Consider the following 14,124-nt stretch of genomic DNA (forward strand, 5'->3'; position numbering starts at 1 on the left):
ACCTTGCGCGTACTGCTCACCGGACACCAGGGCTACTTGGGCACCGTGATGGCCCCGGTACTCACGGCCGCCGGACACGAAGTCGTCGGCCTTGACGCCGGTCTGTTCGCCGACTGTGTGCTCGGCCCGCCGCCCGCGGACCCGCAGGGCCACCGGGTGGACCTGCGCGACGTCACGGCCGAACACGTGGCCGGGGTGGACGCCGTGATCCACCTGGCCGCGCTCTCCAACGACCCGCTGGGATCCCTTGCGCCGGAACTCACCTACGACATCAACCACCACGCGTCCGTGCACCTGGCGCGGCTGGCCCGCGAGGCCGGGGTGCGGCGCTTCCTGTACGCCTCCACCTGCTCGGTCTACGGCGCCGCGGGCGGCGGGGACCTGGTGGGCGAGGACGCACCGCTGCGGCCGGTGACGCCGTACGCGGAGTCCAAGGTGCGGGTGGAGGACGACCTGCACGCGCTGGCCGACGGCGACTTCAGCCCGGTGTTCATGCGCAACGCCACCGCCTTCGGCTACTCCCCCAGGCTGCGCGCCGACATCGTGCTGAACAACCTGGTGGGCCATGCGCTCCTGTCCGGCGAGGTGCTCGTGCTCTCCGACGGCACCCCCTGGCGCCCGCTGGTGCACGCCGCCGACATCGCGCGGGCCTTCACCGCCGCGCTGACCGCGCCCCGGGAAGCGGTGCACGACCGGGCGTTCAACATCGGCAGCGAGGTCAACAACGTCACGGTCGCCGAGATCGCCGAGCAGGTCGCCGAGGCGGTGTCCGGCGCCAAGGTGCGGATCACCGGCGAGAACGGCGCCGACCCGCGGTCCTACCGGGTGGACTTCTCCCGGTTCCGCGCCGCGATCCCCGGCTTCGACTGCGAGTGGACGGTGAAGCAGGGCGCGCTCGAACTCGCCGACGCCTACCGGAAGTTCGGGCTGACCCGGGAAGACTTCGAGCGTCGCTTCACCCGCCTCGCCGTACTGAGCGCGGCATCCGATGCGGGCACCGTCGACGACACCCTGCGGTGGCGCCGATGACCCAGACCGGCGAGGAGATGCATGCTCTGGTGGAGCGGTTGTACCCGCTCTGCCGGAGCATCACCGGCGACGGCGTGCGCGCCACCCTGGACATCGTCGGCGAGTACATCCCGCTGCAGGTGCACGAGGTGCCGACCGGGACGCAGGTGCTCGACTGGACGGTGCCGCAGGAGTGGAACATCCGGGACGCATACGTCGCGGACAGCACAGGCAACCGGGTCATCGACTTCGCCGCGTCCAGCCTGCACGTGCTCGGCTACAGCGTGCCGGTGCCCGTGACGACCATGCCGCTGGACGAGCTGCGCGGGCACCTGCACACCCTGCCGGAGCACCCGGGCTGGGTGCCGTACCGCACCAGTTACTACAAGCCGGAGTGGGGTTTCTGCCTGGCCCAGGAGACCCTGGACGCGCTGCCGGACGGCGAGTACGAGGTGTGCGTCGACTCCACGCTCGCGGACGGACACCTCACCTACGCCGAGCACGTGGTCCCCGGGCAGGTGCCCGACGAGGTGATCGTCTCCTGCCATGTCTGCCATCCGTCGCTGGCCAACGACAACCTGGCCGGCATCGCGGTGGCGACGTTCCTGGCCAGGGCGCTGGCCGAGACGGACCCGTACTACACCTATCGGTTCATCTACGCGCCCGGGACCGTGGGGGCCGTCACCTGGCTCGCCCGCAACAAGGAGCGGGTGGATCAGGTCAAGCACGGCCTGGTGCTGGCCTGCGCCGGTGACTCGGGCCAACTCACCTACAAGCAGAGCAGGCGCGGCGACGCCGAGATCGACCGGGTGCTGCAGCACGTCCTGTCCGCCTCCGAACGCCCGCACAGCGTCGCGGAGTTCACTCCGTACGGCTACGACGAGCGGCAGTACTGCTCCCCCGGGTTCAACCTCGGCGTGGGCTCGCTCAGCAGGACCCCGTACTCGCAGTACCCGGAGTACCACACGTCGGCGGACAACCCGGACTTCGTGCTCCCGGAGGCGATGGCGGACACCCTCGCCGTCTGCCGCGAGGCGTTCGCGGTGCTCGACCGCAACCGGACCTACCTCAACCTCAGCCCCTACGGCGAACCACAGCTGGGCCGACGCGGGTTGTACGACGCGCTCGGCGGCCGCAGTGACACCAAGCAGGCCCAGATGGCCATGCTCTGGGTGCTCAACCTCTCCGACGGCGAGCACAGTCTGCTCGACATCGCCGAGCGGTCCGGGCTGGCGTTCGACGCCGTCGCCGTCGCGGCCGACGCCCTGCACGCCGCCGGGCTGATCAAAGCGTGACGCCGATGACCACCGGGGAGGAGAAGACGGCCCGGCCCGCCGCCAAGCGGGCCATCCTCGGCCGGCTGTCCTGGGGCCTGGCCGACCAGGCGGCCTCCAGCCTGTCCAACTTCGCGGTGGGGATCTACGTGGCCCGCTCGCTGGGGCTGAACGCGTTCGGCGTGTTCAGTCTGGCCTGGGTGACCTACGGAGTGGTCCTCAGCGTCTCCCGCGGCCTGGCCACCGACCCGCTCGTGGTGCGCTTCAGCGGTGTGTCGGACGCGTCCTGGCGCGGGGCGGTGGCCCGGTCGTCGGGTACCGCGGTCGGCGTCGGTGTCGTCATCGGCGCGGTGTGCCTGGTGGTCGGCCTCGCCATCGGCGGCGATGTGGGGCCCGCGTTCGCCGGCCTCGGCGTCATGCTGCCGGGTCTGCTGTCGCAGGACGCCTGGCGGTATTCGTTCTTCGCCGCCGGCAACGGCCGCAAAGCGTTCGTGAACGACGTCGTGTGGGGCGTCGCGCTCGTGCCCGCCATGGTGGTGGCGGCCCGTGTGGGCACCGTGACCGCCTTCGTGCTCGCCTGGGGCGCGTCCGCGACGGTGGCCGCGGTGTACGGCTGTTTCCAGTCCGGCATCCGGCCCCGGCTCACCGGAGGGCGCGAGTGGCTCCACGACCACCGCGACCTCAGCTACCGGTACCTGATCGAGAACGTCGGCGTCAGCGGCGCGAGCCAGCTGCGGGCGTACGGGCTCGGCGTGATCGTCGCGGTCAGCGCGGTGGGCGTGATCCGGGGCGCGGAGCTGCTGCTCGGCCCGTTCCTCGCCGTCCTGATGGGGCTGACGCTGGTCACCGTCGCGGAGGCGGCGCGGATGCTGCGACAGGCCCCGCACAAGCTCGGCAGATTCTGCCTCTACCTCGGTGTCGGACAGGCCGTCGGCGCGCTCCTCTGGGGCTCGGTGCTGCTCCTGATGCCGGATGGGCTCGGCGAGCTCATTCTCGGTGACGTCTGGAGCTCCGCTTCGGCGATCATCGTGCCGGTCACGCTCGGCGTCGCGGGCGCCGGCCTCGGCACCGGCGCGGCGGCCGGCCTGCGCGCGCTCGCCGCGGCCCGCCGCAGCCTGCGCTGCCAGCTGTTCGCCTCGACCTTCTACGTCTGCGGCGGGCTCGGCGGCGCTGTCCTGGCCGGTACGGCCGGCTCGGCCTGGGGCGTCGCCGCCGCGGCCGCCTGCAGCTCCGCCGTGTGGTGGCAACAACTGCGGTCCGCTCTGCGCGAGCGCCGCGAGAACTCCATTTCCGAAGTGAGGACGTCATGACCGCCCATCCCCGGTTGAGCATCGGCCTGCCCGTCTACAACGGCGAGGAGTATCTCGCCGAATCGCTCGACGCCTTGCTCGGCCAGACCTACGAGGACTTCGAGCTGGTCATCACCGACAACGCCTCGACCGACAAGACCCAGGACATCTGCCGCGACTACGCCGCGCGGGACTCGCGTATCCGCTACATCCGGCTGCTCAAGAACATCGGCGCCGCGCCGAACCACAATTACGTCTTCACCCAGTGCCACGGCGAGCTGTTCAAGTGGGCCTCGCACGACGATCTGTACGCACGCGATCTGCTGCGGCGCTGCGTCGAGGCGCTCGACGAGCGTCCCGACGTGGTTCTCGCACACGCCGATCAGGCCGTCATCGACGGCGACGGCAAGGTGACGGTCCCCTACGAGTACACGCTGGCCACCGACTCGCCGCGGGCGCCGGAGCGCTTCCGCAGCATGCTGTTCGAGCCCGGCGGCGACGACTTCTACGGCGTGCTGCGGGCCGACGTGCTGCGCCGGGTGAAGCCGCATGACAGCTACCACCACGCGGACCGCACCTTCGTCGCCGAGATCGCCCTGCACGGGCCCTTCCACCAGGTGCCGGAGTTGCTGTACTTCCGCCGCGACCACCCCACCCGCGCCGAGCGGGCGAATCCGTCCAAGCGGTCCCGGTGCGTCAACCTGGACCCGCGCCGGGCAGGCCCGCTGCACCCGACGCCCCGGCTCCTTGCCGAGTACGTCTGGGGCTTCGTCTCGGCGATCCAACGGGCGCCGTTGTCCGCGGCCGACCGGCGTGCCTGCTACCGGCACCTGGCCGCATGGATGACCAGCCGGACCCGGCCCGGCACCGGCGAGCGGGTCGAGGACCGCGCCCCCGTCGACCCGGACCTGATCACCGTCTCCGTCGACGCCCTGGTCGCCGGCCGCGAAGGGAGGCAGGCGTGACGTCCAGAGACGGAACTCCGGTGCGTGTCGGGGTGTTCGGCCTGCTCGGCTCCGGCAATGTCGGCAACGACGGGTCACTCGAGGCGGTGCTCGGGTACCTCCGGGCCGAGCACCCGAAGGTGGTCGTGGACGCGCTGTGCGGCGGCCCCGAGGACGTCACGACCCGGTACCGGATCCCCGCGACGCGCATGAACTGGAACCGCGGGGAGTACCGGACCGCGTCACGTGCGGGCGCGATCGCGACCAAGGGTCTGGGCAAGCTCGTCGACGTCGTCCGCACCGCCGCCTGGGTGCGCCGGCACGACGTGGTGATGGTGCCGGGCACGGGCGTCTTGGAGACCACCCTGCCGCTGCGGCCGTGGGGCTTTCCTTACTCGTTGTTCCTGCTCTGCGCGACCGGCCGCCTTTTCGGCACCCGGGTCGCGCTGGTCAGCGTCGGCGCCGGAAAGATCGGCAATCGGCCGACCCGGACCCTGGTGCGCTGGTCGGCACGGCTTGCCGCCTACCGGTCGTACCGGGACGACCAGTCCCGTGACGCGATGCGGGCGATGGGCGTGGACACCGCGCGCGACCAGGTCTACGAAGACCTCGTGTTCGCCCTGCCGACGCCGTCCGCGAGCGCCTCCCCGGGAGCGCCGGGCCCGGTCTGCGTCGGCGTCATGGACTTCCACGGCAGCAACGACGAGCGTGACCGGGCCGCTGAGATCCACCGGCGCTATGTCGAGGGGACGACCGCGTTCGTGCGCGCGCTGGTCGAGGACGGCAGGCCGGTGCGCCTTGTCACCGGCGACGAACTCGACCGGCCGGTGGCCGCGGCGATCCTCGACGCGGTGGACTCGCCGCTGGTCACCGAGGCCGAGACGGCCTCGCTCGACGACCTGATGAAGGAGATGACGGCTGCCGACACCGTGGTGGCGACCCGCTATCACAACCTGATCTGCTCGCTGAAGGTCGGCACACCGACACTCGCCATCAGCTACTCGGCCAAGAGCGACGCGCTCATGGCCCGGATGGGGCTCGGCGACTACTGCCACCCGGCCCGCGAGGTGGACGCCGGACGGCTGCTCGAACAGTTCCGGGCACTGGAGCAGGCATCGGCCGAGGTACGGCGGGACCTCACCGAGCAGAACCTGCTCGCCGCCCGGCGCCTGGAGGAGCAGTTCACCGCCTTGTCCGCGGGCCTGTTCCCGACGAACGACCACACCCTGCGGAAGGCCACATGAAAGCGACCGAAGTCCCGGAGATCCACGGCGCGTACCTGTTCGAGCCGACGCCGTACGCCGACGAACGCGGCTTCTTCTGCCGCACCTTCGACGCCGACGTGGTCCGCTCGGTGGGCCTCGACCCGGACGCCTTCATCCAGGACAGCCTGTCCCGTTCGGTCCGTGGCGTGCTGCGCGGGATGCATCTGCGTTCCGGCGCCGGTGAGGCCAAGCTGGTGCGGTGCTCGTCCGGGCAGATCTTCGACGTCGTCGTGGACCTGCGGGCGGACTCGCCGACGTACCTGGGCCGGGCCTTCTTCGAGCTGTCGGGCGAGACCCAGGTGACCCTCTACATCCCCGCGGGATGCGCGCACGGCTTCCAGGCGCTGACCGAGACCGCCGACACCTCGTACCGCATCGACCGCCCGCACGATCCGGCCGAGGACGTCACGATCGCCTTCGACGACCCGGAGCTCGCCATTCCGTGGCCGCTGCCGCCCACATTGATGTCGTCGAGGGACCGGGAGGCGCCGAGCCTCGCCGAGGTCCTGAAGCAGAGGGAAGGGTGACGCCGGCGTGACCACACAGGACACGGAAGAGTTCGACCTGCCCCGGTCGCGTACGGCGAACGAACGGCTGCACGCGCTGATCCCGGGCGGCGCGCACACCTACGCCAAGGGCGACGACCAGTATCCCGAGAACCTCGCCCCGGTCATCAGCCACGGCCAGGGCGCCCACGTGTGGGACATCGACGGCAACCGCTACATCGAGTACGGCTCCGGTCTGCGGTCGGTCAGCCTCGGCCACGCCCACCCGCGGGTCGTCGAGGCGGTGCGGCACGAACTCGACCGGGGCAGCAACTTCGTCCGGCCGTCCATCGTGGAGCTCGATGCCGCGGAGCGCTTCCTGGCCACGGTGCCGACCGCCGAGATGGTCAAGTTCGCGAAGAACGGCTCCGATGCCACCACCGCCGCGGTGCGCCTGGCCCGCGCCGCCACCGGGCGTCGGCGGGTGGCCATCTGCGGCGACCATCCGTTCTTCTCCGTCGACGACTGGTTCATCGGGACGACGCCGATGTCCGCCGGTATCCCGGCGGCGACCACCGAGCTCACCGTGGCGTTCCCCTATGGGGACCTGGCCGCCACGGAGGAACTGCTCACCCGGTACCAGGACGACATCGCCTGCCTGGTCCTTGAACCCGCGGGCCATGCCGAGCCGCCGCCCGGGTACCTGGAAGGCCTTCGCGCGCTCGCCGACCGGCACGGCTGCGTGCTGATCTTCGACGAGATGATCACCGGCTTCCGCTGGTCCGAGGCGGGCGCCCAGGGTCTGTACGGCGTCGTCCCCGACCTCTCCACGTTCGGCAAGGCGCTGGGCAACGGATTCGCCGTCTCCGCCCTGGCCGGGCGCCGCGCACTGATGGAGCGGGGCGGGCTGCGTCACTCCGACGAGCGGGTGTTCCTGCTGTCCACCACGCACGGCGCGGAAACGCATGCGCTGGCCGCCGCGATGGCCGTGCAGACCACCTACGCCGAGGAGGGCATCACCGCCCAACTGCACGCCACCGGCGAGCGGTTGGCGGCCGGGGTCCGGGAGGCCGCGGCGGGCATGGGCGTCGGTGACCATGTCGTCGTCCGGGGCCGGGCCAGCAACCTGGTGTTCGCCACCCTCGACGAGAACGGGCAGCCGTCACAGCCCTACCGCACCTTGTTCTTGCGTCGGCTCCTCGCGGGCGGGGTGCTCGCCCCGTCGTTCGTGGTGAGCAGCGCGCTCAGTGCCGCCGACATCGATCGGACCGTCGAGGTGGTGGCCCAGGCATGTGCCGTCTACCGGAAGGCACTTGACTCCGGTGATCCCACTGCCTGGCTCGCGGGGCGGCCGGTGAAGCCCGTGTTCCGCCGCTTGGCGTGACGCGGCCCGCCACGACTTGAGGTGACGTCAGCGGCGTTCGTGCCGCTCGGCGTCGGCCGACCGGTCGGCCAGCGAGTCGGCTGACCGGTCGACCAGCCATGCCGTGGGTGGAATCACCGCGAGGGCGGTGCACCAGCCGCCGAGGACGTCGGTGGCGTAGTGGGCGCTCAGCGCGACCTGCGCCCAGCCCATGGCGGCTCCGGCGACCAGCGTCGCGGCGAGCATCAGCAGGGCGCCCGCCGTCCTGCCCAGGCCGAGCCTGCCGGTCGCGAGCAGCGCCACCACCAGGGCGAGCGCGGTGATGAAGGCGGTGTGCCCACTCGGATAGGACAGGTTGTCGGCGCCGTGGATGCTGCGCCCCACCAGAGGTTTGATCAGCGTCGTCGTCACCACGGTCATGCCGACGCCCGCCACGACGAGGACCGCTCCCCGGTGCAGCCGGAGCAGCAGGCATCCCGACACGGCGGCGATCATCACCATCGCCGCGCCGATGGGCTCCGCCAGGAAATCGACGGCCAGAGCGACGTACCGCAACGGCGGCCGCACACTGTCCGCCGTCGGCTCGACGAACCACCTGTCCACCGTGCCGGGCTCGCTGTGCCCCGCGTACAGGACCCCCAGCGCGACGACTGTCGACGCGGCGAGAAACGCGATGAGCCCGAGCCACACGCGCAGCGCGGGAGGCAGCACCGCGGGGGCCGGCACCGCGGGCGTCGACCGGCCGGTCACCCGCGCCTGCCGACGCAGAGTTCCGCTTTTCTGCCCAGGCGATCCACCGCGAGCCCCCCGTTGTCTCCGACTTTCCGTCCAGCGGCACCCTAACCAACAACCCGGCCGCTCCACAGCGACATTGGCCGCACCCGGAGTGTGAGGTGCCCAATACCTGGTTCGGGCGGAATCGATACCTGGATTACCCCGGCTCAGTACGTGGTTCGGGCTGGCTCGATCAGATGGCTTCGGGCATCACCTAATCGCCGCCAGGTCCAGAAGAATTGCGCTCGATGTGCGTGCTGAGTACGGAGTGACCGAAGCGCACGACACCACACGTCAGGTCAACCCTCATTATCGGCCAACTGGACGCCGGTTGCCGGAACCTGACATCTGTAAAGCCGAGGTCCTGTTTCGCCTGCGCCCGTGCCCGCGCGGCCTCGGCGAGAGGGAAACCGGACGTCGATCGACCTTTCGGGACCCGCACTGTCAGGCCAACTCCCGCTCTCTGTAACAAAGTTAATGTTTTACAAAGGGTGTTCTCAGTCATTAGTGTGAGCGCTCAGCAAGAGATGACCGACCAGGATCAGAAATGCAGGTTCGGACCTTTTGGCCCGCACCGCTTGATCCCAGACCGGCCGGTCAAAACGGGGAGAGTGTAAAGGTATGTTCGAGAAATTTCCTGAGGTGACTCAGCTCGTCGTCCGACGCTGCTGAGGCCTTCTGAGCGCTGACGGGGAACCGCGCGCAGTCGCGAATTTTTCCCTCCGGCATGCACTGTGTGCGCGCCTGAGCGCTTTCCGGGTGAGACGAAACACGCACACCGATCCGCGCTTCGTCGCGCCCTTTTTCTTTCCAGCCCTCCCTGGCTGCTTTCGCACGACGGTCAACAGCCGACGGCCGATTCCGGCTGCCACTTCGGCATGACCCTTTACGACCCGGCTTTACGCGCATCGCGGTCAAGCCTTTCCAATGACGCACCCCCATAGTTAACGGATTCCAGGTCAGAGAATGATGACGAACCCCACGGGGCCCAAGGAATTGTCCCTGCCAGACATGCTGCGCGCGGCCATCGTCGCCCAGCCCGACAGGATCGCCGTCTCCTGCGGCGCGGAGAGACTGACTTTTCGGCAACTCGGTGAGCAGAGCGCGAACATGGCGGGGCGCCTGCGGCACCTCGGCGCGTCGGCGGATGAACCGGTCGGCATCTTCATGCAGCCGTCCGTCGACCTCATGGTGAGCGTCTGGGGTGTCCTTCGCGCGGGCGCGGCCTATCTGCCGCTCTCGCCCGAGTATCCGGACGACCGCGTGCACTACATGGTCGCGGACTCACGGACCAAGGTCATCCTGACAGATGAGTCCCTGGTCTCCCGGCTGGCCGCCATGACACCGCCGGGTACGCAGATCGTCACCCTCGCCCAGGCGCGCACCCAGCCTGCGACAGAGACAGAGACACCAACCACCGAGCCCGTACGGGACGACGACCTCGCGTACGTCATCTACACCTCCGGCAGCACGGGCAACCCGAAGGGCATCGGGATCGAGCACCACAGCATCGTCCACCAGATGCGCTGGCTGGCCGACGAGCAGGGCCTTGACCGGACCAGGACGGTGCTGCAGAAGACACCGCTGAGTTTCGACGCGGCCCAGTGGGAGATCCTCGCGCCGGCCTGCGGCGCAGGCGTCGTGATGAGCGAACCGGGCGTGTACGCCGACCCCGGAGGCCTCGTCGACCTGATCCTGGCGAACGAGGTGACCACCCTCCAGGGAGTCCCGACCCTGTTGCAGGCACTGGCCGACACGGGCCGGCTGTCCCGGTGCACCTCGCTCACCCAGGTGTTCAGCGGCGGTGAGGCGCTCACCAAAACCTTGGCCACCGAGCTGCTGGACGCGCTGCCCGGCTGCGAACTGGTCAACCTGTACGGCCCGAGCGAGTGCACCATCAACGCCTCGTCCCACCGCGTGGACCGGAAAGCCGTACAGAGCGGACCGGACCACGTCTCGATCGGCCGGCCGGTGCGCGGCATGACCTTCCACATCCTCGACACGGCCCGTCGGCCGGTCGCCGCCGGCGAGTCCGGTGAACTGTACATAGCAGGGCGGCAGTTGGCCCGCGGCTACCTGAACAACCCGGAACTGACCGCCGAGCGATTCGTCACCGGCTCGTTCACCGATCCGTCCACCGGCGATTCCCGCCCCACCCGTCTCTACCGCACCGGTGACCTGGCCCGCCGGAACGACGACGGCACCGTACAGTTCCTCGGCCGCACCGACAGCCAAGTGAAGCTGCGCGGTTTCCGGGTCGAGCTGGACGAGATCAAGGTGTCCGTCGAGAAGCACGACTGGGTCAAGTCCGCGGTCGTACTGGTCCGTGACGACGCGCGGACCGGAGCCAATCTCGTGGCCTTCGTCGAGCTCGACCCCGACCGGGCCGCGCTGATGGACCAGGGCAACCACGGCGCCCACCACCAGTCCAAGCAGAGCAAGCTCCAGCTCAAGGCGCAGCTGGGCAACCTGGGGACCCGCCAGGACGAGGGCCTGCCCGTCGTCGAGCTCCCCGGAAGGACGCCGACGGCCCGGCAGCGGCGCACGGTGTTCGCCCGCAAGACCTACCGCTTCTACGAGGGCGGCCCCGTCACCCGCGACGACATCCTGGCCCTGCTCGCCCGCCCGGCAGATCAGCCGGCATCGCCGCGCCACCCGGGCACCCTCACCCTGGCCGAACTCGGCTCCCTGCTGCGCCACTTCGGCCAGTTCCCCAGCGCCGAGCGGCTGCTGCCCAAGTACGGCTACGCCTCACCCGGCTCCCTGTACGCCACCCAGCTGTACCTGGAGCTGTCCGGCGTCGCCGGCCTGGAGGCGGGCCACTACTACTACCACCCGGTGAACCACCGACTCACGCTGATCGGTCCCGCTCCCGGCGGCGGGCCCAGGCTGCGCCTCCACTTCGTCGGGCGCCGGTCGGCCATCGAGCCGGTCTACCAGAACAACATCCAGGAAGTGCTCCGGTTCGAATCAGGTCACATGGTGGGCCTCTTCGACCACGTGCTCCCCGAGTACGGGCTCCGTGTCACCGCCCGCACGGACGAGCCCGGGCTCAAGGGTGTCCTGCGCTGCCCGGACGAGGACCTCTACCTGGGGTCGTACGAGGTGGAGACGGCTGCCGCCCCGGCCGTGCCGGACCCGGTCGAGCTGTATGTGCAGGCGCACCCCGGGCGCGTCGCCGATCTGGCCGAGGGCCAGTACCGGTACGAGGACGGGGACTTGGTGCGGGTGTCCGACGGTCTGATCCGCAAGCAGGATGTCATCGCCATCAACCAGGAGGTCTACGCACGGTCGAGCTTCGGGATCAGCGTGATCGGCAGCGCGCCCGCGCCGTGGCAGCGCTACGCCGACCTCGGCCGGGAGCTGCAGCGCCTGCAGATGAACGACCTCGGTCTGGGCCTGATGTCCTCCGGCTACAGCTCGGAGACCGGCAACCCCCTCGCCTCGGCCCGGCGCATCGCGGACCTGCTGGGCTCTGGCCCGGAAGGGGCCTCCCGCCCGGACACGGCCTCCTACTTCGCCGTCGGCGGCCGGATCAGCGCCGGGCAGCGGCTCAGCGAGGGCATGAAGGAGGACTCCGTCCACATGCGGGGGCCCGCCGAGATCATCAAGGACAACCTCGCCGAATCCCTGCCGCCGTACATGGTGCCCAACCGGGTCACCGTCCTTGACTCCTTCCCGCTCACCCCCAACGGCAAGATCGACCACCAGGCCCTGCGGGAGCAGGACAAGGCCGCCGTCGACGACGCCGACGCGCCGGTCGTCCCGCCGCGCACGCCCACCGAGGAGGCAATCGCCGCGCTGTGGTGCGCGGTGCTGCGCCAGGAGAGGGTCTCGATCCGGGACAACTTCTTCGCCGTCGGAGGCCACTCGCTGACCGCGGTCAACCTGGTCGGCCGGATCAACCGGGAACTGGGCAGCTCGCTGCCGCTCCAGGTCCTCTTCGACGCACCGACCATCGCGGGCCTTGCCCGGCTGGTCGACCGCGCGCCGGACACCGCGCTCTCGCGCCTGGTGCGGCTGAGCGGCGCGGACGGCGGCCGGCCGGTCTTCTGCTGGCCCGGCCTCGGCGGCTACCCGATGAGCCTGCGGCTGCTGGCCGGCCGCCTGGGACTCGACCGCCCGTTCCTCGGCGTCCAGGCCCACGGCATCAACCCGGGCGAGAGCGCGTACCGGACGTTCGAGGAGATGGTCGCCAAAGACATCGAGCTGATCCGGCAGGCACAGCCCACCGGCCCCTACACCCTGTGGGGTTACTCCTTCGGATCGCGGGTGGCCTTCGCGGTGGCCCGACGGCTGGAGCAGGCCGGGGAGCGGGTCGACGAGGTGATCCTCCTGGCACCCGGCAAACCGCCCGTGGAAGCCCGCGCGGGAGCACCCACCGAGCCGACGGTCGGCTTCACCGACCCCGTCTTCGTCTCGATCCTCTACTCGGTGTTCGCCGCGAACCTCGAACCGGCGGCCGTCGCCCACTGCCTGGCGTCGACCCACGACGAGGAGTCCTTCATCGCCTGCGTCTGCGACCGCTTCGAGCACCTGGACCGCGAACTGGTGCGCCGGATCGTCGACGTGGTGCGCACGACGTTCCTGTTCGAGTACGCCCCCCATGACGTGGCCGGGCACCGGCTCTCGGCTCCGGTCACGGTCCTGCGGGCCGCGGGCGACCAGGACTCCTTCATCGACCGCGACCCCGCACTGGCGAGCACGCCTCCCAGGATCAGCCGGCTGCGCGCCGACCACTACGCACTGCTGCGGGCCGGCGGGGTGGACGAACTCGTCGCCGCCCTCCGGGCCGCACGACTCACCAGGAAGGTCATCCAAGTGCCCCACGTCAACATCAAGCATTTCCCGGACAACCTCGAGGAAGCCCAGATATCGGCCCTGGTGGACGCGATCACCAGCGCGGTCAGGACCGCCTTCGCGGTCGACGAAGACGTCGTCTCCATCGCCCTCGAACCCGTGGCCCAGGACGTGTGGAACGAGCGGGTCTACATCCCGGAGATCGTCGAGGACCCCGGCCATCTCGTCAAGAGTCCGAACTACTGAGGCGGGGGGACCAGATGCGCAGGACACTCACCCGGATACGGCAGGACCTCGCCATGATCGTGGCCCGGGACCCGTCGATCCACACCCGTGCGGAGGCACTGCTGCACCCCGCCCTGCCGGCCCTCTGGGCCCACCGGACGGCGCACGTTCTCTACACCCGCGGACACCGTCAACTCGCCCGCGCCCTCGCCTACTTGGCGCGGGCGGTGACCGGTGGAATCGAGATCCACCCGGGAGCGCGCCTGGGCCGGCGCGTGTTCATCGACCACGGGGCCGCCGTCGTCATCGGGGAGACCGTCGAGATCGGTGACGACGTCACGATCTTCCACCAGGTCACCCTCGGCGCGGTCGGCTGGTGGCGGGACGAGCGGCGCGAGCCCGGCGCCCGGCGCCACCCGGTCGTCGGCGACCGGGTGGTGCTCGGCACCAACGCGATCGTGCTCGGCCCCGTCACCGTCGGCGCCGACGCGCTGATCGGCGCCGGTTCCCTGGTCCTCGGCGATGTGCCGCCCCGGGCCCGCGTGACGGCTCCCGCGGCCGCAGTCGTCGTACCGCTGTCGGCCGCGGAGCGCGCGGCATCGGAGCAGTTGCTGTCCACCCTGGCCACCACCGGGTGCTGGTGACGAGCGCTCCCCCACCCGCAGTCCGCCCACAACTCGCTGTATCGACCGGCCGC

General features: G+C 70.3%; 10 protein-coding genes. 9 read left to right on the forward strand and 1 reads right to left on the reverse strand.

The window, feature by feature from the left end:
• Positions 1–3 precede the first annotated feature (3 nt).
• From AB0I66_RS01540 to AB0I66_RS01570, 7 genes are read left to right on the forward strand one after another with little or no spacing between them, the layout of a single operon-like run.
• Complete coding sequence (locus AB0I66_RS01540) at positions 4–1,029, forward strand: SDR family oxidoreductase (protein WP_363205638.1); 1,026 nt, start codon at positions 4–6, stop codon at positions 1,027–1,029.
• Positions 1,026–2,303: a DUF4910 domain-containing protein gene (locus AB0I66_RS01545; RefSeq protein ID WP_363205639.1), complete on the forward strand. Its 1,278-nt coding sequence runs from the start codon at positions 1,026–1,028 to the stop codon at positions 2,301–2,303. The genes AB0I66_RS01540 and AB0I66_RS01545 overlap by 4 nt, the downstream gene beginning before the upstream one ends.
• A gap of 5 nt (positions 2,304–2,308) precedes the next feature.
• Positions 2,309–3,592 carry a hypothetical protein gene (locus AB0I66_RS01550; protein WP_363205640.1) on the forward strand — a complete coding sequence of 428 codons (1,284 nt, stop codon included), beginning with the start codon at positions 2,309–2,311 and terminating at the stop codon, positions 3,590–3,592.
• A complete protein-coding gene (locus AB0I66_RS01555; RefSeq protein ID WP_363205641.1) occupies positions 3,589–4,536 on the forward strand; it encodes a glycosyltransferase family 2 protein in 948 nt (315 codons plus the stop codon). Before AB0I66_RS01550 ends, AB0I66_RS01555 begins: the two co-directional genes overlap by 4 nt.
• On the forward strand, positions 4,533–5,759 hold the full coding sequence (locus AB0I66_RS01560) for a polysaccharide pyruvyl transferase family protein (RefSeq protein WP_363205642.1): 1,227 nt from the start codon (positions 4,533–4,535) through the stop codon (positions 5,757–5,759). Before AB0I66_RS01555 ends, AB0I66_RS01560 begins: the two co-directional genes overlap by 4 nt.
• Positions 5,756–6,307, forward strand: coding sequence for a dTDP-4-dehydrorhamnose 3,5-epimerase (gene rfbC / locus AB0I66_RS01565; RefSeq protein WP_363205643.1), 552 nt, complete (start codon positions 5,756–5,758; stop codon positions 6,305–6,307). The genes AB0I66_RS01560 and rfbC overlap by 4 nt, the downstream gene beginning before the upstream one ends.
• A 7-nt stretch (positions 6,308–6,314) precedes the next feature.
• Positions 6,315–7,649, forward strand: coding sequence for a glutamate-1-semialdehyde 2,1-aminomutase (locus tag AB0I66_RS01570; protein WP_363205644.1), 1,335 nt, complete (start codon positions 6,315–6,317; stop codon positions 7,647–7,649).
• A 27-nt stretch (positions 7,650–7,676) separates the two neighbouring features.
• Here AB0I66_RS01570 and AB0I66_RS01575 read toward each other — a convergent pair whose 3' ends face one another.
• Complete coding sequence (locus tag AB0I66_RS01575) at positions 7,677–8,378, reverse strand: phosphatase PAP2 family protein (RefSeq protein ID WP_363205645.1); 702 nt, start codon at positions 8,376–8,378, stop codon at positions 7,677–7,679.
• Positions 8,379–9,368: 990 nt separating this feature from the next.
• On the opposite strand from AB0I66_RS01575, the gene AB0I66_RS01580 reads away from it, so the two are divergent.
• Entirely contained in the window at positions 9,369–13,448 is a 4,080-nt protein-coding gene (locus AB0I66_RS01580) for an amino acid adenylation domain-containing protein (protein WP_363205646.1), read from the forward strand.
• Positions 13,449–13,462: 14 nt separating this feature from the next.
• Positions 13,463–14,071 carry a serine O-acetyltransferase EpsC gene (gene epsC / locus AB0I66_RS01585; RefSeq protein ID WP_363205647.1) on the forward strand — a complete coding sequence of 203 codons (609 nt, stop codon included), beginning with the start codon at positions 13,463–13,465 and terminating at the stop codon, positions 14,069–14,071.
• Positions 14,072–14,124 lie beyond the last annotated feature (53 nt).

It is taken from the genome of Streptomyces sp. NPDC050439 (genome assembly GCF_040655335.1).
Taxonomy (GTDB): Bacteria; Actinomycetota; Actinomycetes; order Streptomycetales; family Streptomycetaceae; genus Streptomyces.